Annotated in this window: 16 protein-coding genes; 10 read left to right on the top strand and 6 right to left on the bottom strand. The window is 66.3% G+C overall.

Annotation, left to right across the window (positions count from 1 at the left end; genetic code table 11):
- The first annotated feature begins 119 nt into the window (after positions 1–119).
- Both ABT392_RS21600 and ABT392_RS21595 read left to right on the top strand, forming a co-directional pair.
- A complete protein-coding gene (locus ABT392_RS21600) occupies positions 120–923 on the top strand; it encodes a flagellin (RefSeq protein WP_395384568.1) in 804 nt (267 codons plus the stop codon).
- Positions 924–1,016: 93 nt separating this feature from the next.
- A complete protein-coding gene (locus ABT392_RS21595; RefSeq protein WP_395384569.1) occupies positions 1,017–3,731 on the top strand; it encodes a M16 family metallopeptidase in 2,715 nt (904 codons plus the stop codon).
- Between the two features lie 56 nt (positions 3,732–3,787).
- On the opposite strand, the gene fghA is transcribed toward ABT392_RS21595, so the two are convergent.
- Together fghA and ABT392_RS21585 are read right to left on the bottom strand one after the other, a co-directional pair.
- On the bottom strand, positions 3,788–4,636 hold the full coding sequence (gene fghA / locus ABT392_RS21590; RefSeq protein ID WP_395384570.1) for an S-formylglutathione hydrolase: 849 nt from the start codon (positions 4,634–4,636) through the stop codon (positions 3,788–3,790).
- Positions 4,636–5,742 carry an S-(hydroxymethyl)glutathione dehydrogenase/class III alcohol dehydrogenase gene (locus ABT392_RS21585; RefSeq protein ID WP_395386800.1) on the bottom strand — a complete coding sequence of 369 codons (1,107 nt, stop codon included), beginning with the start codon at positions 5,740–5,742 and terminating at the stop codon, positions 4,636–4,638. The genes fghA and ABT392_RS21585 overlap by 1 nt, the downstream gene beginning before the upstream one ends.
- 91 nt (positions 5,743–5,833) lie before the next feature.
- Between ABT392_RS21585 and ABT392_RS21580 the strand changes: the two genes are divergently transcribed.
- Positions 5,834–6,241, top strand: coding sequence for a CBS domain-containing protein (locus ABT392_RS21580; RefSeq protein ID WP_395384571.1), 408 nt, complete (start codon positions 5,834–5,836; stop codon positions 6,239–6,241).
- Here ABT392_RS21580 and gshB read toward each other — a convergent pair whose 3' ends face one another.
- Complete coding sequence (gene gshB / locus ABT392_RS21575) at positions 6,242–7,186, bottom strand: glutathione synthase (protein WP_334277577.1); 945 nt, start codon at positions 7,184–7,186, stop codon at positions 6,242–6,244. It lies immediately after the preceding gene.
- A 39-nt stretch (positions 7,187–7,225) separates the two neighbouring features.
- Positions 7,226–8,398 (bottom strand): benzoate/H(+) symporter BenE family transporter, encoded by a 1,173-nt coding sequence (locus tag ABT392_RS21570; RefSeq protein WP_334277974.1) that lies wholly within the window; start codon positions 8,396–8,398, stop codon positions 7,226–7,228.
- 33 nt (positions 8,399–8,431) lie between these two features.
- Between ABT392_RS21570 and ABT392_RS21565 the strand changes: the two genes are divergently transcribed.
- Positions 8,432–9,202 carry a class II glutamine amidotransferase gene (locus ABT392_RS21565; protein WP_334277578.1) on the top strand — a complete coding sequence of 257 codons (771 nt, stop codon included), beginning with the start codon at positions 8,432–8,434 and terminating at the stop codon, positions 9,200–9,202.
- A 354-nt stretch (positions 9,203–9,556) separates the two neighbouring features.
- On the opposite strand, the gene ABT392_RS21560 is transcribed toward ABT392_RS21565, so the two are convergent.
- Positions 9,557–11,443, bottom strand: a complete 1,887-nt coding sequence (locus tag ABT392_RS21560) for a potassium transporter Kup (protein WP_334277579.1) — start codon at positions 11,441–11,443, stop codon at positions 9,557–9,559.
- A gap of 154 nt (positions 11,444–11,597) precedes the next feature.
- Positions 11,598–14,543, bottom strand: coding sequence for a TonB-dependent receptor plug domain-containing protein (locus ABT392_RS21555; protein WP_395384572.1), 2,946 nt, complete (start codon positions 14,541–14,543; stop codon positions 11,598–11,600).
- 587 nt (positions 14,544–15,130) lie between these two features.
- On the opposite strand from ABT392_RS21555, the gene ABT392_RS21550 reads away from it, so the two are divergent.
- From ABT392_RS21550 to ABT392_RS21525, 6 genes are all read left to right on the top strand, one after another.
- Complete coding sequence (locus tag ABT392_RS21550) at positions 15,131–16,093, top strand: LysR family transcriptional regulator (RefSeq protein ID WP_334277581.1); 963 nt, start codon at positions 15,131–15,133, stop codon at positions 16,091–16,093.
- A 79-nt stretch (positions 16,094–16,172) separates the two neighbouring features.
- Positions 16,173–17,366: an amino acid aminotransferase gene (locus tag ABT392_RS21545; RefSeq protein ID WP_395384573.1), complete on the top strand. Its 1,194-nt coding sequence runs from the start codon at positions 16,173–16,175 to the stop codon at positions 17,364–17,366.
- Positions 17,367–17,376: 10 nt separating this feature from the next.
- Positions 17,377–18,264, top strand: a complete 888-nt coding sequence (locus ABT392_RS21540) for a hypothetical protein (RefSeq protein ID WP_334277583.1) — start codon at positions 17,377–17,379, stop codon at positions 18,262–18,264.
- Between the two features lie 121 nt (positions 18,265–18,385).
- Positions 18,386–19,639, top strand: a complete 1,254-nt coding sequence (locus ABT392_RS21535) for a D-amino acid dehydrogenase (protein ID WP_334277584.1) — start codon at positions 18,386–18,388, stop codon at positions 19,637–19,639.
- Positions 19,636–20,865, top strand: coding sequence for a serine hydrolase (locus tag ABT392_RS21530; protein ID WP_395384574.1), 1,230 nt, complete (start codon positions 19,636–19,638; stop codon positions 20,863–20,865). The genes ABT392_RS21535 and ABT392_RS21530 overlap by 4 nt, the downstream gene beginning before the upstream one ends.
- Before the next feature lie 4 nt (positions 20,866–20,869).
- Entirely contained in the window at positions 20,870–21,766 is an 897-nt protein-coding gene (locus ABT392_RS21525) for a S66 peptidase family protein (protein ID WP_395384575.1), read from the top strand.
- The last annotated feature ends 2 nt before the right edge of the window (positions 21,767–21,768 follow it).

Raw genomic sequence — 21,768 nt, 5'->3', positions numbered from 1 at the left:
GTGCCGCGCGTACGTGCAGTCGAGGGGATTCATACCCGGATTGTCCCTGATGGCTCGACATCAGGCCCCTTGTGGCTCTATCCTTCAGGCTCGCGAGCGATTCTTGACGAGGCAGGCTCATGGCCAACGGCATCGAAATCAACGCGCGCCAACTCGACCAAGCCAACAGTTCCAGAGACAGAGCCAACCAGCGGATAGCGAGTGGCAAGCGCATCAATAGCGCCGCCGACGATGCGGCTGGCGCAGCTATTGCCGTGCGCCTTTCCGCTCAGCTCAGCGCCTCCAGCCAGTTGCGCCGCAATGTCAGCGACGCCCTCTCACTCACTGATACAGCCAGCGGCTCCCTGGGCCAGGTCAACGCCGCCCTGCAGCGCATGCGCGAGCTGGCATTGCAAGCCAATGAAGCCGGCCTCACGGTCCGCGACCGCACGGCCATCGACATCGAATACGCCAAGCTGTCCGAGACGCTCAACCAGCAGGCCACCGGCACCCGCTACAACGGCCGCCCCCTGCTCGACGGCAGCTTCGGCGCCAAGATCCAGACCAGCGAAGAGCAAGGCGTGCAGTTGGATCTCGCCGATGTATCGGCCCAGGGCCTGGGACTGGACGCCACCTCGGTGACCAGCCCGGAAAGCGCCCGCGATGCCATCGGCAAGATCGACCAGGCACTGGCCCAGGTGAGCGACCAGCAGGCCAGCATCGGCGCCGCACAGTCGGCCCTGGAAGCAACGGTCAGCGGCTTGTCGGTCAGCTATGAGTCGCTCGCCTCCACGCGCAGCCGCCGGGTCGACGCCGACCTCGCCGCCGAAAGCAGCCAGGCCGCCCAGGCCACGATGCAGCAACAGGCCGCCCTGAAGGCCGTGTCGCTGTACCAGCAGAACCAGGCTTCCAGGCTCGAGCTCCTGTCGTCCGTCAAAGCCTGACGAAGGTTCCTCCCCACCCATGGCGCTTAGACTGTGCGCCCCCGGGGAAGGGCTCACCAAGGGCCCTCGGAGGACATGGAGAACCGACAAAAAATGAACGAGACGATGAAGAAGCTGGCACTGGCGCTCAGCCTGGCGGGGCTCTCTGGCGTGCTCAACGCCCATAGCCTGAAGCCCGTGAATGCGGTGGAAGGCATCACCGAGTACCGCCTGCCCAACGGCCTGCAGATCCTGCTGGCCCCCGACGCCAGCAAGCCCACGACGACGGTCAACGTGACCTACCGCGTCGGCTCCAGGCACGAGAACTACGGCGAGACGGGCATGGCCCACTTGCTGGAGCACCTGATCTTCAAGGGCAGCCCCAAGTACAAGGAGCCCTGGGGCGAGTTCACCAAGCGCGGCCTGCAGGCCAATGGCTCGACCTGGTTCGACCGCACCAACTACTTCGCCGCCTTTGCCGCGAACGACGACAACCTGCAGTGGTACCTTGACTGGCAGGCCGATGCCATGGTCAACAGCTTCATCGCCAAGGCCCACCTCGACACCGAGATGACGGTGGTGCGCAATGAGATGGAGATGGGCGAGAACGACCCGGGCAATGTCACCTCGCAGCGCGCGCTGGCCGCGATGTACCAGTGGCACAACTACGGCAAGGACACGATCGGCGCTCGGGCTGATGTCGAGAACGTGGACATCGGCCGCCTTCAGGCTTTCTACAAGAGCTACTACCAGCCAGACAACGCGACGCTGATCGTCTCGGGCAAGTTCGACCCGAACAAGGTGCTGGACTGGGTGGAGCAAAGCTTCGGCAAACTGCCGGCCTCGCAAGCGCCGCGCAAGCCGACCTACACCATCGACCCGGTGCAGGACGGTGAATCGCTGGTGACGATCCGCCGGGTGGGCGGCACCGCGCAATCGCTGGCCGCTTATCACGTGCCGCCGGGCCCGCACCCCGACTACGCCGCCATCGAACTCTTGCAGCTGGTCCTGTCTGAAGCACCGGGCGGCCGTCTGCACAAGCGCCTGGTCGAGCAGACCAAGCTTGCCTCCTCGGTCGGACATTTCGGCCTGGCCCTGGCCGAGCCCGGCTTCACCATGCTGATGGCCGAGCTGGCGCCGAAGGCATCGCAGGATGCGCTCAACAAGGAACTGATTGGCGTCGTCGAAGGTTTTTCCGACAAGCCGGTGACAGCCGCCGAACTGGAGCGCGCACGCACCCGCTGGCTCAACAGCTGGGAAAAACGCTTCACCAGCCCCGAGGCCGTGGGCGTGACGCTGTCCGAGTTCATCTCGCAAGGCGACTGGCGCCTGTTCTTCCTGCTGCGTGACCGTGTCAAGGCCGCCAAGCTCGCAGACGTGCAGCGCGTCGCCAATGAGCGCTTCCTGCGCAGCAACCGCACGCTGGCCCAGTACATCCCGACCGACAAACCGCAGCGCGCACCCAAGCCCGCCTTCGTCGAGCTCGACAAGGAAATGGCCAGCTTCAAGCCACAGGCCGCAGCCGCCGAAGTGGCGGCCTTCGATGCAACGCCGGCCAATGTCGAGCGCGCCACGCAGACCTCGCGCCTGAAGAACGGCCTGCAGCTCGCACTGCTGCCCAAGCCCACCCGCGGCGAAGCGGTGCGTGGCCAATTGACACTGCACCTGGGTTCGGCCCAGAGCCTGCAAGGCCAGCAAAGCGTGGCCGAGCTGACTGCGGCGATGCTGAAGATGGGCACGCTCAAGCGCAGCCGCGAGCAATTGAAGGATGCACTCGAAGCCCTCAAGGTCGAGCTCACCATTGCTGCGCCGCGGCCGGACATGGTGCACGTGAGCTGGAGCACCAAGCGCGAGTACGCCGTGCCGGCGCTGGCGCTGATAGGCGAGATCCTGCGCCAGCCGCGCTTCGATGCCGCGGCGCTGGAAGAGCTGCGGGCGCAAGGCCTGACCGGCATCCAGTCGCAAAAGGATGAGCCGCAGGCGCTGGCGCCGGTCGTTGCATCTGCGGCGCTCAACGAGTACCCGCGCGGCGACGCTCGCCATACCCGCAACTTTGCCGAGCAGGAAGCCGATCTGAAGGCCGTCAAGCTCGCCGCGGTCAAGGCATTCCACAGCCGCCTGTACGGCGCTGGGTCGGCCGAGCTGGCCTTGGTCGGCGACTTCGATGCAGCGGCAGTCCAGGCCGCCACGGCGCAGGCGCTCGGCGACTGGAAGGCGCAGCAGGGCTACACCCGCATTGCCGACACCGCCTCGACCAAGCCGGGTCACCTGCAACAGGTGGCCACGCCTGAAAAGCAGAATGCCATGCTGTTCGGCCTGCTGCCGATGTCCTTGAACGACGCTCATCCGGACCATGCGGCCCTGAAGCTGGCCAACCACCTGCTCGGCGGCGGCATGAGCTCGCGCCTGTGGCTGCGCATCCGCGAAAAGGACGGTCTGTCCTACGGCGTCGGTTCAGGCGTGCAGTTGAGCCCGCGCGATGCGGATTCAAGCTGGTATCTGTACGCGATCTTCGCGCCGCAGAACCGTGCCAAGGTCGAAGCCGCGCTGCGTGAGGAAGTCGCTCGCGCGCTGGCTGACGGCTTCACGGCCGAGGAAGTGCTTGACGGCCGCCAGTCACTGCTCAGCGAAAGCCGCCTGCGTCTGGCTCAGGATGCGGCCCTGGCCGGCATGCTGGCGAGCGACCTGCATCTGGAGCGCAAGATGACGCAGCGCCAGCAGCAGCTCGACCAGATCGCGCAATTGACGCCGGAAGCGGTGAACGCCGCGCTGCGCAGGCACTTCAAGCTGGACCGCTTCCAGCTCGTGTTTGCGGGCGACTTCAAGTAAGCCTCGCGGCTTCGATCCCGCCAGTAGCAAGCGGCCTGCGGGCCGCTTTTTTCATCTCACGGCGCCTCGGCGGCGCCGAGCCGGGCGGCGTGATGGCGCAAGTGCTCGTCCATCACACTGGCGATGAAGTAGTAGCCATGGTCGTAGCCCTCATGGCGACGCAGGGTCAGCGGCTGCCCCACCGTCGCACAGGCCGCTTCGAAGGCCTCCGGCTGCAGTTGCTCGGCCAGGAATTTGTCGGCCAGCCCCTGGTCGATGAGGATGCCGGCCGGGTATGGCGCGGCGTCCTGAGCGCGCATCAGCTCGCTCGCATCGTGGGCGCGCCAGGGCTGCGTGTTGTCGCCGAGATAGCCCGTGAAAGCCTTCTGGCCCCAGGGGCACTGCATCGGATTGGCAATCGGCGCGAAGGCCGACAGCGAGGCGAAGCGCCCGGGATGGCGCAGCGCCAGCGTCAAGGCCCCATGGCCACCCATCGAGTGACCGAACAGCCCGGTGCGCGCTGCGTCCAGGCCCAGCTCGGTCTGCGCCAGCGGCACGAGTTCGTTCAGGAGATAGCTCTCCATGCGCCAGTGCCTGGCCCAAGGCTCTTGAGTGGCATCGAGATAGAAGCCAGCGCCGACACCGAAGTCCCAGCGCTCGCTTTCACCCGCCACGTTCGCGCCGCGCGGGCTGGTGTCTGGCGTGAGCAGCGCCAGGCCCAGCTCAGCCGCCAGGCGCTGCGCACCGGCCTTGATGGCGAAGGTCTCCTCGGTGCAGGTCAGGCCCGCGAGGAACACCAGCAGCGCACGCGGCTGGGGCGGCACGAAAAGGCCAAAGCGCATCGGCAAGCCGATCTCGGCCGACTCGTGGCGATGAAAGCGCTGCACGCCGCCAAAGCAGCGATGCTCGCTCAAAAGCTCCGTCATCAGAACTCCACCACCGCGCGGATCGATTCGCCGCGATGCATCAGGTCAAAGCCTTCGTTGATGCGTTCCAGCGGCAGCTTGTGGGTGATCAGTTCGTCGATCTTCAACTTGCCGTCCATGTACCAGTCGACGATCTTGGGCACGTCGGTGCGGCCGCGCGCGCCGCCGAAAGCCGAACCCTCCCATTTGCGGCCAGTCACCAACTGGAAGGGCCGCGTGCTGATCTCGGCACCGGCGGGTGCCACGCCGATGATGATGCTGCGCCCCCAACCCTTGTGCGTGCACTCCAGCGCCTGGCGCATCAGCGTCGTATTGCCCACGCATTCGAAGCTGTAGTCGGCGCCGCCATCGGTCAGTTGCACGATCTCGTCGACCACGTTGGCCACGTTCTTCGGATTGATGAAATGCGTCATGCCGAACTGGCGCGCCATCGCCTCGCGGCCCGGGTTGATGTCGACGCCGATGATCTTGTCGGCACCCACCATCCTGGCGCCCTGGATCACGTTCAGGCCAATGCCGCCGAGGCCGAACACCACGACATTGGCGCCCGCTTCAACCTTGGCGGTGAACAGCACGGCGCCCACGCCTGTCGTGACGCCGCAGCCGATGTAGCAGACCTTGTCAAACGGCGCGTCCTCGCGGATCTTGGCCAGGGCAATACCTGGCACCACGATGTGATTGGAGAAAGTGGACGTGCCCATGTAGTGCAGGATGGGCTGGCCGCCGATGGAGAAGCGCGATGTGCCGTCAGGCATCAGGCCCTTCCCCTGCGTCGGGCGGATCGCCTGGCAGAGGTTGGTCTTGCGCGAGAGACAGAACTTGCACTGCCGGCACTCGGGCGTGTAAAGCGGAATCACATGGTCGCCAGGCTTGAGCCAGGTGACGCCCGCGCCCACCTCCAGCACGATGCCCGCGCCTTCGTGGCCGAGGATGGCCGGGAACATCCCTTCGGGGTCGGCGCCCGAGAGCGTGAAGGCATCGGTATGACAGATGCCTGTGGCCTTCACCTCGACCAGCACTTCACCGGCGCGCGGGCCCTCGAGCTGCACTTCTTCAATGGTCAGCGGGGCGCCCGCCTTCCAGGCAACGGCGGCACGGGTGGTGATCATCGAACAGCTCCTTTGAATTGCGTTGGCGAAGCATAAGGGGACGCGGCAAAATCTGCTGGCGCCAGCACCTGGCCGGAGACGCCCACAGATGACGCAGATTCGCGAGCTGATGTCGACCACGCCGGTGACCGTGGAGCTGGACGACAGCCTGAACACGGTCAAGAACATCTTCGACAAGGCCAGGTTCCACCACCTGCTGGTAGTCGAGGAAGGCCGGCTGTTCGGCGTGGTCTCCGATCGCGACCTGCTGCGGGCGTTGAGCCCGTTCGCGGGCACCATCGTCGAGACGCCGCGCGACCAGGCCACGCTCAACAAGCGGGTCCATCAGGTGATGAGCCGCAAGCCGCTGACGCTGCGGCCCGAGGCCACGATCACGGAGGCGGTGCAGATGTTCCTCGAGCACGGTGTGTCCTGCCTGCCCGTCGTCGACGAGGCATTCCGTCCGGTCGGCATCGTCACCTGGCGCGACCTGCTGCGCGCCCTGGCGCCGGCTTGATCAGAGGCTGCGTTCCAGCGCGTCGATGAACATCCTGGGCACGTCGAACCCGGTCTGGTCGGTGATTTCCTGGAAGCAGGTCGGGCTGGTGACGTTGATCTCGGTGAGCGAGTCACCAATCACGTCCAGGCCCACGAGCAGCAGGCCGCGCGCGGCGAGGATGGGGCCCAGCGTCTCGGCAATCTCGCGGTCGCGCGCGCTGATCGGCTGCGCCACGCCCTTGCCGCCAGCCGCCAGGTTGCCGCGCACCTCGCCGCCTTGCGGTATGCGCGCCAGGCAGAAAGGCACGACCTGCCCCCCGATCACCAGCACGCGCTTGTCGCCGTCCTTGATGGCCGGCAGGTAGCGCTGGACCATCACCGTCTCGGCGCCGCCCTTGTTGAGCGTCTCGATGATCGCGCCGAGATTCAGGCCGTCGGCGCCGACGCGGAAGATGCCGGTACCGCCCATGCCGTCCAGCGGCTTCAGGATGATGTCGCCATGCTCCTTGTGGAAGGCGCGGACAGCCTCCTCGCTGCGCGTGACCAGGGTCGGCGCGCTGAACTGCGGGAACTCCAGCAGCGAGAGCTTCTCGGGATGGTCGCGCAGCGCCGCCGGCTTGTTGAAGACCTTGGCGCCCTCGCGCTCGGCCTGCTGCAGGAGGTGGGTGGCGTAGAAATATTCGCTGTCGAAAGGCGGGTCCTTGCGCATGATCACCGCATCGGTGTCGGCGAGGGCCAGCTCGCCTTGGCTGACGACGTTGAACCACGCATCGGCGTCACCGGTCAGCGTGATCGCTCGTGCAGCGCGAGCGACGACGCGGCCGCCGGAGCGCCACACGAGATCGGCCGGATGGCAGGCCCACAGCTCATGCCCGCGGCGGGCGGCCTCGCGCATCATCGAGAACGTGGTGTCCTTGTAGATCTTGAAGGACTCGAGCGGGTCGGCGACGAAAAGCATCTTCATGGGCAATCTCTCTTGAATCGGTCTCGGGCGCCTGCGGCTTCAGGCGCGTTTGCGGAAGTGTTGCACCAACAGGGAAACCGTGCCGGCGACCACCCCCCAGAAGGCCGAGCCGATGCCCAGCATCGAAACGCCCGACAGCGTGACCAGGAAGGTGAGAATCGCGGCATCGCGATGCTGCTCTTCCTTCAAGGCCTGCGCCAGGCCGCCGGCGATGGTGCCCAAGAGGGCCAAGCCGGCAATCGCGGCCACCAGCTCCTTCGGGAACGCGGCCAGCAGGCCAACCACCGCGCCGCCACACAAGCCAAGCAGGATGTAGAAAACACCGGCCATGGCTGCCGCCCAGTAGCGGCGCGCCGGATCTTCGTGCGCTTCGCGGCCCATGCAGATGGCCGCGGTGATGGCCGCGAGGTTGAAGGCATAGCCGCCAAAGGGCGCCAGGATCAAGGTGGCAAGACCTGTCACCGTGATGGTCGGCGAGATCGGAGTCTGATAGCCGGACGCCCTTTGCACGGCCACGCCGGGCAGGTTCTGCGAGGCCATCGTGACCATGAAGAGTGGCAGGCCCACGCCGATGGCCGCGGCCCAGCTGAAGTCCGGTGTTGTCCAGACCGGTTGCGCCCATTCAAGCGTCACGGCGTCCATGTGCAGATGGCCCTGCCCGGCGGCCACAAGGATCCCCACAAGCAGCACGCCAGGCACCGCATAGCGCGGCCACCAGCGCCGGCCGAGCAGATAGGCCGCAGCCATCAGGAGCACCAGCAAGGGCGCGGTCTTCACGCTCATCACCGCATCGAGCCCGAAACGTGCCAGCACGCCGGCCAGCAGCGCAGCCGCCACGGCAAGCGGGATGCGGTCCATCAACTTCTCGAACCAGCCCGTGAGGCCGCTGACCAGGATCAGCGCGCCGCAGAGCAGGAAGGCGCCCACCGCCTCCGGCAGCGTCAGCCCTTGCGTGGCCGCGATCAATGCAGCGCCCGGCGTGGACCACGCAACCTTGACCGGCAGCCGGGTCCACAACGACAGCCCGAGGCTGGTGATGCCCATGCCGAGGCCCAGCGCCCAGATCCACGAGGTGGTCTGTTGCGCGTTGGCACCCACGGCCTGGGCGGCCTGGAATACGATGGCCACCGAACTGGTGAAGCCGACCAGCACGGCCACGAAACCGGCCACGATGGCGCTGAGCGAAAGCTGTTGCAGGCGTTGCTGGATCATCGACATGGACCAAGCATAGCGAGCGAGTCAAACATGTGCCGATTCCTGGCTTATGTAGGCGATGCGATCTTCCTGGACGAGCTGGTCTGCACGCCGCCGCATTCGCTGGTGCGCCAGTCGCTGCGGGCCGACGAGGCCAAGGTGGTCACGAACGGCGACGGCTTCGGCATCGGCTGGTATGGCGAACGCGAGGCGCCCGGCGTCTACCGCGAGGTGATGCCGGCCTGGTCGGACGAGAACCTGCTGGGCCTGTGCGCCAATGTGCGCTCGCACCTGTTCTTTGCGCATGTGCGTGCGGCCACCGGCACCGGCATCGCACGGCAGAACTGCCACCCGTTCCATTACGGGCCTTATCTCTTCATGCACAACGGGCAGATTGGCGGCTACGGCCAGTTGCGCCGTGCGATGGAGGCCCGGCTGCCCGATCATCTGTACGCGCAGCGCAAGGGCGCGACCGATTCAGAGCTCTTGTTCCTGCTGATCCTGGCGCGCATGGAGATGGGCGAGACGGTGCCCGATGCGGTCAGCCAGGTACTCAATGAAACGCTGGCGATGATGCACGTCCTGCACATCCAGGCGCCGCTGCGCTTTGCTGCTGCGCTGGCCGACGGCAAGCAGGTGCACGCCTTCCGCTACTCGAGCGACAAGCGCGCGCCCACGCTCTATCTGCACCACTTCGAGACCCGCGGCCTGCTGGTGGCCTCCGAGCCGCTGGTGGACGACCACACGGGCTGGGAGTTGATTCCGCAAGGCACGGTGGTGCGCTTTGATGCGCAGGGGCATCACAGCGCCGCATTGGCCTGAATGCCAGGAGGCGGCACATAGCAGCCAAATGCTGTTTCCTTCTTTCGCGCTGCCGAGGCCATCGGGTGAGGGCTTGTGCTCCTGTCCCCCGGACCGGGCTTCGCCCGATCCTCCTCCTTTACCTCGCCCAAACCCTCACCCGACACCCTCGGCCGAACCTGCGCATGCCACCAGGCGAACGCCACAGTGGTGCGGATCAGGTCGGCAGTGGGTTTCCCGAAGCGAGGTAAAGGAGGAGGACCTGGCGCAGCCAGGGCCGGGGGACACGAGCGCAGGGGAACCCGCTGGCGGCCTGATCTTCGACGCACCTTCGAGGAAGAAGGCAAGCGTCCGCAACGTGCCGCAAGCCGCCTCTCAAATTTCGACCTTCGACCCCAGCTCCACGATCCGGTTGGTCGGCAGGTGCAGGAAGTCGGCCGCGGCCGCCGCATTGCGGTGCATGCTGGCAAACAGCTTCTCGCGCCACAGGGCCATGCCCGAGCCTATCGTCGGGATGACGATGTCTCGCGACAGGAAGTAGCTGGTTTCCATCTCATCCAGTTGCACACCATGCTGCTCCAGCAGCTTGAGCGCATAAGGCACGTCGGGCTCGTTCTTGAAGCCGAAGTGCAGCACGACCTGCCAGCAATCGTTGCCCATGGCTTCCATCTCGACGCGCTTGTCGAAACCGATCCAGGGTACCTCGTGATGCTTCACCGTCACAAAGAGGTTCTGCTCATGCAGCACCTTGTTGTGCTTGAGGTTGTGCAGCAAGGCGTTGGGCGTCACGCCAGGCTCGGCGGAAAGGAACACGGCAGTGCCGGGCACGCGCACCGGCGGGCTCATGAACACGGCCTCGAGGAAGCCAGGCAGCTCGATGGCGTCGTGCCGCAGCTTGTCGCTGAGCAGGCGCCGGCCCTGCTTCCAGGTCAGCATCAGCGTGAACATCCAGATGCCGATCAGCAGCGGGAACCAGCCACCATGCGCCACCTTCAGGAGGTTGGACGCGAGGAAGGTGATGTCGATCAGGAAGAACACGCCCGTGGCCAGGATGCAGGGCAGCAGCGGGTACTTCCAGCCGAAGCGGATCACGTAGAAGGTCATCACCGTGGTGATGGTCATGTCTATCGTGACGGCCACGCCATAGGCGCCTGCCAGCTTGCTGGACGAGCCGAAGAAAACCACGGCCAGCACCACAAAGGCAAACAGGCCCCAGTTGATGAAGGGCACATAGATCTGGCCGGTGTCGCGCACCGAGGTGTGCACGATGCGCATGCGAGGCAGGATGCCCAGCTGGATCGCCTGCTTCGTGACCGAGAACGCCGCCGTGATCAGCGCCTGCGAAGCGACGATGGCGGCCAGCGTGGCCAGGCCGAACAGGGGCAGCTCGGCCCAGGAAGGGGCGATCAGGTAGAAGGGGTTCTTGATCGCCTCAGGCCGCTCGAGCAGCAAGGCCCCCTGGCCGAAGTAGTTGATCACCAGCGCCGGCATCACGATGCTGTACCAGGCGATGCGGATCGGCTTCTTGCCGAAGTGGCCGAGGTCGGCATAGAGCGCTTCGCCGCCAGTCACGACCAGCACCACGGCGCCCAGCGCAATGAAGGCGATCCAGCCGTAGTGCAGGCAGAAATCGAGGGCGTACATCGGGTTGATGGCCGCGAGCACCTTGGGGTTCTCGATGATCTGCGGCAGGCCCAGCAGCGTGAGGCTGGCGAACCAGATCAACATCACCGGCCCGAAGAACTTGCCCACGCCGCTGGTGCCAAAGCGCTGCACCGAGAACAGGCCCGCCAGCACGATCAGCGAGATCGGCACGATGGCATCGTGGTACTGCGGCGCATAGACATCGATACCTTCGACCGCGCCCAGCACCGTCATTGCAGGCGTGATCACCGCGTCGCCGAAGAAGATGGCCGTGCCGAAGAGGCCCACCAGCATCAGGCCGCGGCGCAACTGCGGCTTGTCCTTCACTGCCTGCGTGGCCAGGGCCAACATGGCGATCAGGCCGCCTTCGCCATTGTTGTCGGCGCGCAGGATCAGCAGCACGTACTTGACCGAGACCACCGTGGTCATGGTCCAGAACAGGAGAGAGAGCACGCCGAGGATGTTCTCGGGCGTCAGTGGCACATGGCCACCATGGAAGACTTCCTTCAGCGCATACAGCGGGCTGGTGCCGATGTCGCCATAGACCACGCCCAGCGCAGCCAGGGTCAGTGCGGCCAGTGCCGCCGGCGAACGATGCGCCGTAGTGGGAGAACTCACGGGTGGGTCGCGCAGCCGCGCGAGGCCACGTCGAGTCGAAAAGCGCTATTTTGCTACCGCGTGTGCGCGTTTGTGCGCTGCATCATGCGGCCGCATCAAAGAAAAAGGGCCGGCACCCTGAGGTGCCGGCCCTTCGCGACAAGCGCTGCGTCGATTACTCGAAGCTGTAGGTCGCGCTGATGCTCCAGCGACGGCCCAACATCGGCGTCGTGTTCAGGTCGTAGAACGTCCACATGGCAGGCACTTGACCAGCGTTGGTGGCCGTGTACTGGTTGGTCACGTTCAGCATGCTGGCATTCAGGCGCAGGTTCTTGAAGCCCTTGTAGCCAATGCCCAGGTCCAGGGTGTTCTCGCCACCCGACGTGCACCAGCCGTTTTGGCTCGGGATGCCCAGCGTGGTGCTGGTAGCCGGAGCCGTCTGGCAAGCGGCGGACGTGGTGTTGCTCCACAGGCCGTCGGTATGGTTGAAACGTGCCCAGGCGTTCCAGTCAGCCTTGCTCCAATCGACACGGGCCGAAGCCTTGGTCTTGGGAAGCAGCGACGAGGTCGTGCCAGCCCAGTAGCTGACCGGCGAGGTGTCCAGCACCTTCTGGTCGTAGCGACCGGTGTAGGTGCCTTCGATCTTGAACTTGAACTTGCCGAACTGGTTGGCCGGCAGGCGGATGTTCAGCTCGTAGTCGACGCCCGAGGTGATGGTGTAGTTGAAGTTGCCGTACTGACGCTTCAGGGCCAGGATCGGGCCGCTGTTGGCGATCAGGTTGCCAGCGCCATCACGCAGCCAGGTGGCCTGGTTGGTGTCGCGCAGCACGTACTGCTCGTTGCCGGCGGGATCAGCCTTGTAGGCATTGACCACGTCGATACCGCCCTGGACACGGATTTCCTTGCTACGCTTGAAGTACCAGGTGTCGATCGACAGGTCGATCGAGTTGGTCGGCGAGAACAGGAAGCCCAGGGTGGCGGACTGCGAGGTTTCCGGCTTCAGCTTCGGGTTGGCGGCAACGATGGTAGCCAGGCTGCCGGTACGTTCCGTCGTCGGGATGCCGGCGGTGTAGCCGAGCAGGTTGCAATCGCGGTACTGGGCCGGGATCGTCGACTTGCTCTTCAGCGTGACCGGGTCGCAGCGCAGCGGGTCGATGGCACGTTCGGCGGTGTTCGAGTGGAAGCTCATCACGAACGAGTCGCCGATCTGCGAGATCGACGGCGCGCGGTAGCCGGTGGCGGCCGTGCCGCGGATGGCCAGCGTGCTCGGCAGTGCGCTCCACTTGAAGCCCAGCTTGCCCGTGGTCGAGTTGCCGAAGTCGCTGTAGTGCTCGCCACGCAGGGCGGCTTGCACTTCCAGGTTCTTCTGCACCGGCAGGCGCAGCTCGGCGAAGCCGCCGTACATGTCGCGCGTGCCCTTGGTCGAGTTGCCCACCAGGCCGATGTAGTCGCCCTTCTGGTAGTTTTCATCAGGCGTCGAGCTCAGCGATTCACGGCGAGCTTCCAGGCCCACGGCCATGGCAGCCTTGCCGCCGGCCATGTTGAACAGCTCGCGGCTGCCACGCACGTCCAGCGAGGTGACTTCGCCCTGGCCTTCGTTCGAAGCGTCGGCGGAGATCGAAGCGATGCCGGCGGCGTCGTTCTTCTTGCCGAAGTGGTAGGCGCTGCCGCCAGCCGAGATGGCCTTGTTCAGGCCCGAGGCCAGGATACGGCCGGTACGGATGGCTTCGTTGTCCTGACGGCTGTAGACCAGCGCTGCGTCATAGTCCCAGCCTGCGAACACGCCGATGACGCCGGCGGTGAAGCGGGCAGCCTTCAGGTCGGAGATGACGTCTTGCGGCACGTCATCGAAGCGGTACAGCACTTGCACGGCGCGCGGTGCCGACGTGCCATTGGTCGGGTTGTCCGGATGGCCGATCGGCAGGATGATGGCGCTCTGCGACAGGATCGAGCCGTTGGGCAGCGGCCAGGTGGCGGCACGCGGGTCAGCCGACGAAACCAGGCTGGAGGTCAGGGCGTAGGGCGACGCACGCTGCACGGTCTTGGTACGCGAGACCATCAGGTCGGCGTAGGCCGTGGTGTCGCTGTTCAGCAGGAAGTTGGCGCGCAGGGAGCCGGCAACGCGGTCTTGCTTGGCGATGGCTTCGGCGTAGGCGTCGGTGTTGAAGCGGCACTGGCCCACCGGGTAGACAGCCGTGCTGACCGGCGACTTGGTGGCGATGCCCTTGCCCACCGTCAAGTCGTCCGGGCAGGCGCTCAGCGTGCCCAGGAAGGACGTGCCGTCAACGTTGGAGTTGGCGGTCGTCAGTGCGGTCGGGACGGCGTAGTAGTTGCCGTAGAACGAGTTGCGGCTGCTCGGGAAGAAGCTGGGCAGCACACCCTGGTCGGCATTCCACTTGTCGTAGAGAGCCAGGTCGCCGACGTTCTTCAACTCGTTGTAGCCGACGCGGTCGCGATGGAACACGTCCAGGCCGCCGAAGATGTTGAACTTCTGGGTGTCCAGATTGCCGAAGCCGAAGGACACGTTGACGTTCTGGTTCTTGCCAGCGCCCTGGTCGTTGGCACCGACGGAACCGCCGATTTCAACGCCCTGGTATTCCTTCTTCAGCACGTAGTTCACAACGCCGGCCATGGCGTCAGAACCGTAGATGGCGGAAGCGCCATCCTTCAGGATTTCGATGCGCTCGATGGCGCCCTTCGGAATCGTGTTGACGCTGACCAGGTTGCCGCGGCCGAAGTTGATGTCGACGGCGCCGACCGGTGCCAGACGGCGACCGTTGATCAGGGTCAGGGTGCCTTGGGCGCCCAGGCCACGCAGCGAGATGGCAGCAACGCCGGAGACGAAGCCGCTGGCGGCGCCGTCACCCACCGAACCCAGGTCCACCGAGCTGTTGGCCTTGAGCAGGTCTTCAATGTTCGAGTAGCCGGAGTTCTTGATGTCTTCGGCGGTGATCACTTGAACGACCGACGGCGTTTCGCGGTCGGTGCGCTTGATCATCGAGCCGGTCACTTCAACGCGCTCGATCTTTTGCGGTTCGGCAGCCGGTGCGGCCTGCTGGGCCTGCGCTTGCGAAACCAGACCGACGACGGCCAGGGCAAGTGCGGTAGGACGGAATTGCATGTATCGCTCCTTCAAAAGCTCAACTAGATTTTTCGCAGTCGCGGTCTGCCCCGCGTTTGGCGCGGCAACGTTCGGCCGGGGTCGACCTGGGCCGACTGCGAAATGCCTGAAATCAGGGGTAAAGGCACCGTGGTGAGCCACGCACAGGCCAAGCGGCAAATGGTAAAGCAGTGTGAATTGCCGATGACTCCGTCGTTCCAGGCTTACAACGGCGAGCCAACTGGCACTTGACGACGCTGACCCAAGCACTCCCGCCTTCACCAAAATTCGGCTGAATCGACCCAATACCAAGGGTTATTACTTAATTTTCAAGCCGCACCAGCAGCGCGCCAGCACCTATGCGGTCTGCTTTGGATTCAGCCCGGCGGGCGATCCAGCTCCCGCGACCTCCATTGGCTGGCCAGCCAGGTCGGAATTGCCGACGACAACCCTCAGATCCCGCATGAATTCTTTTCTGGAAAACTTTCCAATCACTCATGCCGACCCTGTTTCAGGCCCGCCAGGCCCAGCCCTCCCCCAAAGGAGGGGGTGCCAGCAACGCAAAGATCAGATCCAGGTCGAGCGGGGCGCTTTGCTACAGTTTCCCGATGGCTACCCCGAATGCGAGCAAGAACAGCCCCGAGGAGGCCGAGAACTTCGTCCTGCGCCGGATGAGCCTTCGCCACCTGCGCGTGCTGCTGGCCCTGCATGAAACCGGCAGCCTGAGCGCGGCAGCGCAGGCGCTCTTTGTCACCCAGCCGGCCATCAGCAAGGCGCTGAGCGAGATCGAGTCGGGCATGGGCCAGACCCTGTTTGCCCGCCGTGGGCGCAGCCTGCGCGCCACCGCCTGCGGCCAAAGGCTCGTTGAGCTGGCGCAAAAGCTGGATGCAGACCTGCGCCGCGGCGCCGGAGACCTCGGCTCCATCGTGCGCGGCGCCTCCGGCGAGCTGCTGATCGGCTCAACCAATGCTGCACTGGCCAAGCTGCTGCCCGAGGCCATCGTGGCCATGAAGCAGGAGCAGCCCAAGGTCACGATCAGCGTGCGCACCCACGCGCTCAGCAGCCTGTTCGCCGAGCTGCGCGAGGGCCGGCTGGACCTGGTGATCGCCCGCGTGCCGCCGCAGGAGCTGCCCGCCGACCTCGAAGGCCTGCGCCTGATCGAGCAGTCGCAGGTGCTGACGATCAGCAGCCATCACCCGCTGGCCAAGGTTCGCGAGCTGGATTGGGAATTGCTGACGCAGCAGGCCTGGATCTGGGAGCTGCCGGGCACCCGCTCGCGGGCGCTGCAGGACCGCATGTGGCAGAACCTCGGCCTGCCTCTGCCGACCAATGTGATCGAGACCGGCGACCTGATGCTGGCGCTGAGCTTGATGAAACGCATGCCACTGCTCACGGTCATGCCGCAACATGTGGCCAAGCTGGCGGCCCAGACGGGCGTGCTCGTGATCCTGCCGGTGACCGTGGATCAAAGCCTGTCGGACCTGACCGTATGGCACCTGCGCGAGCCGCAGGCCGCCATGGTGGAGCGTTTCAAGGAGCTGCTGCTGGAGGCGGCGCAGTCGCCTGTCTAGGTCAAGGAGCGCCGCCCGGGAATTCGGGGCATCGCCGTCGATAATGGGCCGATTCACGATCCGCCAGGAGCACGGCCCCATGTTCAAGCACGTCGACGCCTACGCAGGCGATCCCATCCTGAGCCTCAACGAGGCTTTCCAGAAGGACCCGCGACAGGACAAGATCAATCTGTCCATCGGCATCTACTTCGACGACGACGGCCGCATCCCGATGCTGGACTCCGTGCGCAAGGCCGAACTGGCCGTGGTGGCCGATGCCGGCGCCCGCCCCTATCTGCCGATGGAAGGCGCGGCCAACTTCCGCGAGGCGGTGCAGGTGCTGCTGTTCGGTGCCGAGCACCAGGCCCGCAAGCAAGGCCGCATCGTCACCATTCAGAGCGTGGGCTCCAGCGGCGGCCTGAAGGTCGGTGCCGACTTCATCAAGCGCTACTTCCCCGACAGCGCCATCTACGTCTCCGACCCGACCTGGGACAACCACCGCGCCGTCTTCGAAGGATCGGGCATCGAGGTCAAGACCTATCCTTACTACGACGCAGCCACCGGCGGCGTCCGTTTTGCCGACATGCTGGCAGCCATTCGCGAGCTGCCCGCCAAGAGCGTGGTGCTGATGCATGCCTGCTGCCACAACCCGACCGGCGTCGACCTGACACCGCTGCAGTGGGACGAGCTGATCCCGGTGCTGAGGGAACGCGAGCTGCTGCCCTTCCTCGATCTGGCCTATCAGGGCTATGGCGATGGCCTCGATGAAGACGCCTTTGCCGTGCGCGCGATGGCCGACGCCGGCCTGTCCTTCCTGATCGCCAACAGCTTCTCCAAGAGCATGAGCCTGTACGGCGAGCGTTGTGGCGCGCTGAGCGTGGTCTGCCCGGATGCGGCGCAGGCACAGCTGGTTCTCGGCCAGCTGAAGTTCATGATCCGCCGCAACTATTCCAACCCACCGCTGCACGGCGGCCAGGTGGTGGCCCGCGTGCTGAGCGACCCGCAACTGCGCTCGCTGTGGGAAGGCGAAGTGGCCGAGATGCGCCTGCGCATCCATGCCATGCGCAACGCACTCTACGAGGTGCTGGCGGCCAAGCTGCCCGGTGGCAACTTCGACTACTTCCTGACCCAGCGCGGCATGTTCAGCTACACCGGCATGACGCCGGAGCAGGTGGATCGGCTGAGAAGCGAGTTCGGCGTCTACATCCTGCGCTCGGGCCGCATGTGCGTGGCCGGCCTCAACACCAAGAATGTTGAAGCGACGGCGCGGGCTTTCGCGGCTGTGTTGAGCTGATACTGGCCCCATGGACGGCAAGCGGGTCGGGATCTTCATGCTGCTGGCCAGCGCGGCGCTGGTGGGCAGGCTCGCCATGGCCGCCGAACGGCTGGACAGCATCACCTGGCTCAGCAGCGCGCCTGCGCACTCCGATTCGCGCGCTCAGAACGAGCTGTTGATCCAGTTCCTGGACGGGCAGCTCGGTTTGCCCAAGGCCAGCAAGACCATCCAGGCCAATGCCAAGCGCAGCTGGCAGATGATCGCCGCGGGCGAGAAGGCCTGCCATGTGGCCACACTCCTCACCAAGGAGCGTACGCAGATCGCCTTCTTCAGCCTCGCGGCCATGAGCCTGCCGCCACGCTTGATCGTCACGCACGGCGTTCGACAATCCTTGCCGCTGAACCCTGCTGGCGAAGTGGAGCTGCCGCGCCTCCTGCACATCCAGGCTCTGGCTGGCGCCCTGGTGGAAGGGCGCAGCTACGGCGAGGTGATCGACAACATGCTGGCGGCGCGCCCCCGAGACCCCGACGCCGTCAGCTTCTACTCGGCTGCTGATTTCGGCGCCACCCTGCCCACCATGCTGGCGCGCGGCCGGGCGCACTACACCATCGAGCATCCGCAAGGCGTCGAGCAGATGGCCCGGCAATCGCCGGACCTCGCCTCGCTGGACGTCTACACGATTGCCGGCGCCTCCGAGCCGGTGTACTCCGGCGTCGCCTGCCCGCAAACGCCCTGGGGGCGGCTCGCGATCCAGGCGATCGAGCATGCCTTTGCGACGCCGCAAGGCATGGCCTTGATACGCAAGCAGGTCGATGCGGTGATGAGTGCCGACGAGCAGCGCCGCCATGCGGTTCAGTTGCAACAGCTGCTTCAGCGGCGCAACGGCCCGTTCAAGCCAGCGCCGGCCAAGCCCTGAGCCCCGGCCGCCTGATCATGCGAAACGGTTATAGGCGCCGCCGCCGCTTTCATTGGCCCTGAGCCCCTCTGTTCCTTACGCTGCGAAAGCTGTAATCGCTTGGAACCGGGCCAGGGGTCGGATGAAACATGTTGTGGTGATTGGTGGTGGCGTGGTCGGCCTGACCTCGGCCTGGGCCTTGGCCGAGCGGGGCCATCAGGTCACGCTGATCGAAAAGGAGCGCGAGGTCGCCAGCGGCGCCAGCCATGCCAATGGCGGCCAGTTGAGCTATCGCTATGTCTCGCCCTTGGCCGACGAGGGCGTGCCGCTGAAGGCGATGCGCTGGCTGCTCGATCCCGATGGCCCGCTGCGCTTCAAGCCCGAAGCCAGTTGGCAGCAGTGGTCCTGGCTGCTTGACTTCCTGCGTGCCTGCCGCGGGCCGGTGAACCGCCGCATGACCGAGAAGCTGCTGGCGCTGGGCGCTTTCAGCCAGTCGGCCTTTGCCCGCCTGCATGAGGCCGCCGAGCTCGACGACATCGCGCTGCGCGCGCCGGGCAAGCTGGTGGTCTATCGCAAGAACGAGGAGTTCGCCCGCGTGGCTGGCCGCATCCAGGCTCAGGCGGGCGGCTTGGAGCAGGCACTCAACCATGACGAATGCGTGGCGCTGGAGCCGGCCCTGGCCGACAGCGACACCCAGATGGCCGGCGGCATCTTCACCCCCGGCGAGGCGGTGGCGGACTGCAAGCAGTTCTGCCTGCAACTGGCCCAGGCGCTCAAGGCACACGGCAATTTCCGCGGCTTCGTCACGGCTGAGGTGACCGGCTTCGTGCAGCGGGGCAACAGCGTCGCCGCCGTCAAGACCAGCCAGGGCGATGTCGCCGCGGACCAGGTGGTGCTCGCCGCCGGCCTGCAAAGCCGCGCGCTCGCGCAGTCGCTGGGCATCAAGCTGCCGCTGTACCCGCTCAAGGGCTACAGCCTGACCGCGCCCATCGGCAGCGGGCACCGCCCGCCAGAAGTCAGCGTCACCGATTTCGAGAAGAAGATCCTCTATGCCCGCATCGGCGACCAGCTGCGCGTGGCCGCCATGGTCGACCTGGTGGGCGAAGACGAAAGCATCGACCCGCATCGCATCGCATCGCTGCAGCGCACGGTGCGAGCCACCTTCCCCAAGGCGGCCGACTACGACCGGGCCGTCGCCTGGGCCGGGCTGCGTCCCGCCACGCCCTCGGGCGCGCCCATCGTGGGCGCCACGCCGGTCGGCAATCTCTGGCTCAATGTCGGCCACGGCGCGCTGGGTTTCACCTTCTCCTTTGCCACGGCCGACATCGTGGCCGAGCTGATCTCGGGCCGCAGCAGTCCGGTGGCCCTGGACGGGTTGCAGCTGCAGCCCGCATGAACGGCGGGCAGCTCGCTCAGGCCCTGCTTGGCGCGGTGCGCGAGCAGGGCTTCGAGCACAGCGCCGACCAGCTGCAAAACGGCGCACCCGCGGCTTGCATGCCCAGCATCGACCTGGCGGTCGCCGCCTTCCCGCCGGCGGCCGCGCCGGTGTTCGCCAATGTGCTGTTCTCGCGCGAGCATCCCCGAGGCCTGGTGGCCGAGTTCAGCGGCGAGGCAGGTGCGGTGTGCAATGTCCACTACCAGGCCGACCAGCTCGACCAGGACGGCCGCTCCGTCGCCTGGCTGCCCGGCAGCGACTGGTCCCAGCTTGCCTGGCAGACGCTGGCCGGCAGCGCGGGCCAGCCGCGCTTCGTCGCGCCCTATCCAGCCTCCTTGATCAAGCTGATGGTGCTGGTGGGCGTGGCCCATCAAGTCGACCAGGGTCACGCGAACTGGGAGCAAGCCTGGGCCTGGCAGGGCCGCAGCCGCACGGTGCGCGACTGGGCTTTCGACATGACGGTGATCAGCTGCAACGACGCCACCTCGGCCCTCGTCGCGCTGCTGCATGCCCGTGGCGCGATTCGCCGCGAGCGGGACAGCGAAGTTCGCAACGAGCTGCACCTGCTTTTCGCCGCCCACGGCCTGCACAGCCTGCGCCTTTGCAATACCCGGCCCGATGGCGGCTGGCGCAACAGCGACGGCGCGGGTGTCGGCCAGCTGCAGATGACGGCCTGGGACACGCTGCGCCTGCTCTGGCTGCTCGACGAAGACGCGCCGCCGGCGCCCTGGCTGAAGCAAGACCTGGCCCCGCTCCTGAGCCCGGCCAGCCGCGCCGTCGTCCTGCACTGCCTGCGCGAGCAGGGCCTGCATGAAATTCTCTCCAGCGGCGTGCTGGCTGGTGTGCCCGGCCACGTGCGCGGCCTGCCGGCGCGCCTGCCCCAGCGCTGGCTGCAGACGGACGGCTCGGCCCGGCTGTCGGACGAGCTGGTGTTCCCGGCCGACCTGCGGCCCGAGCAGGCCCGCAGCGACCTGCTGTTTGCCCACAAGACCGGCAACACCGAGAACTACTGTTCCGATGCCGGCATCGTGCGCGGCATCGCTCCCTCCAGGCGTCACTACCTGATCGCGCTGACCAGCAGCCTGGGCCGGCGCTATTCGCCGGGCGAGCCCTGTGCCACCACCTGGCGCCTGCCGGCGCTCGGCGCGGCTGTGGACACGCGACTGCGCCAATGGATGGGAGACTGAATCCATGATGCTGATACCCGCCCTGCCGCCAGGCGCCACACTGGGCATCGTTGCGCCGGCGGGCCCGCCCAAGCCGGGCGCGCTGGAGCAGGTGCCGGCGCTGCTCGCCGGCCACGGCTTCAAGGCCAAGATCTTTCCGGGTTGTGCCGGGCCCAACCATCTGGGCTTCCTGGCCGCCAGCGATGCCCAGCGCCTGGCCGACCTGCATGCGGCATTCACCGACCCGGAAGTGGATGCGGTGCTGTGCCTGCGTGGCGGCTACGGCTGCGCCAGGCTGCTGGACCAGCTCGACGTCGAGCTGATGCGCCGCCACCCCAAGCTCCTCATCGGCTACAGCGACATCACCTCGCTGCACGGCCTGCGCGACACGCTGGGCCTGCGAGGGCTGCATGCGCCGATGCCTGCCTCCGACCTGCTGCACGCGGACGCCGGCGCCGATGCGCTGGCCCTGTTCGGCCTGCTGCAGCGCGGCCTGCGCAGCGGCGACACGATGGCGCCCGCTGTCGCCGCCCATCCGCTCTCGCAAGGCCAGTCGGCCAGCGGGCGCCTCATCGGCGGCAACCTGGCCGTGTTCACCGCCCTGCTGGGCACACCCTGGGCGCCACGCGCCGAAGGCGCGATCCTGTTCTTCGAGGACATTGCCGAAGAGCCCTACCGGGTCGACCGGCTGCTGGCGCAACTGCGCCTGGCCGGCGTGCTCGATGCCGCGGCCGGCTTCCTTGTCGGCAGCTTCAGCGACGCCGAATCGCCGGACGCGGTGCTGGCCGACTACCTGCGCCCGCTGGCCAAGCCGGTGCTCGCCGGCTGGCCCTCGGGCCATGGCCGCCCCAACCAGACCTTGCCCATCGGCTTGCGCGTGCGCATGGATGTGCAGCAGCGGCGCCTGACGCTGGTCGGCTGATC

The sequence above is a fragment of the Paucibacter sp. JuS9 genome, assembly GCF_044043925.2.
Classification (GTDB): Bacteria; Pseudomonadota; Gammaproteobacteria; order Burkholderiales; family Burkholderiaceae_C; genus JAUASW01.
This window is presented reverse-complemented; position numbering and strand designations above follow the sequence as displayed.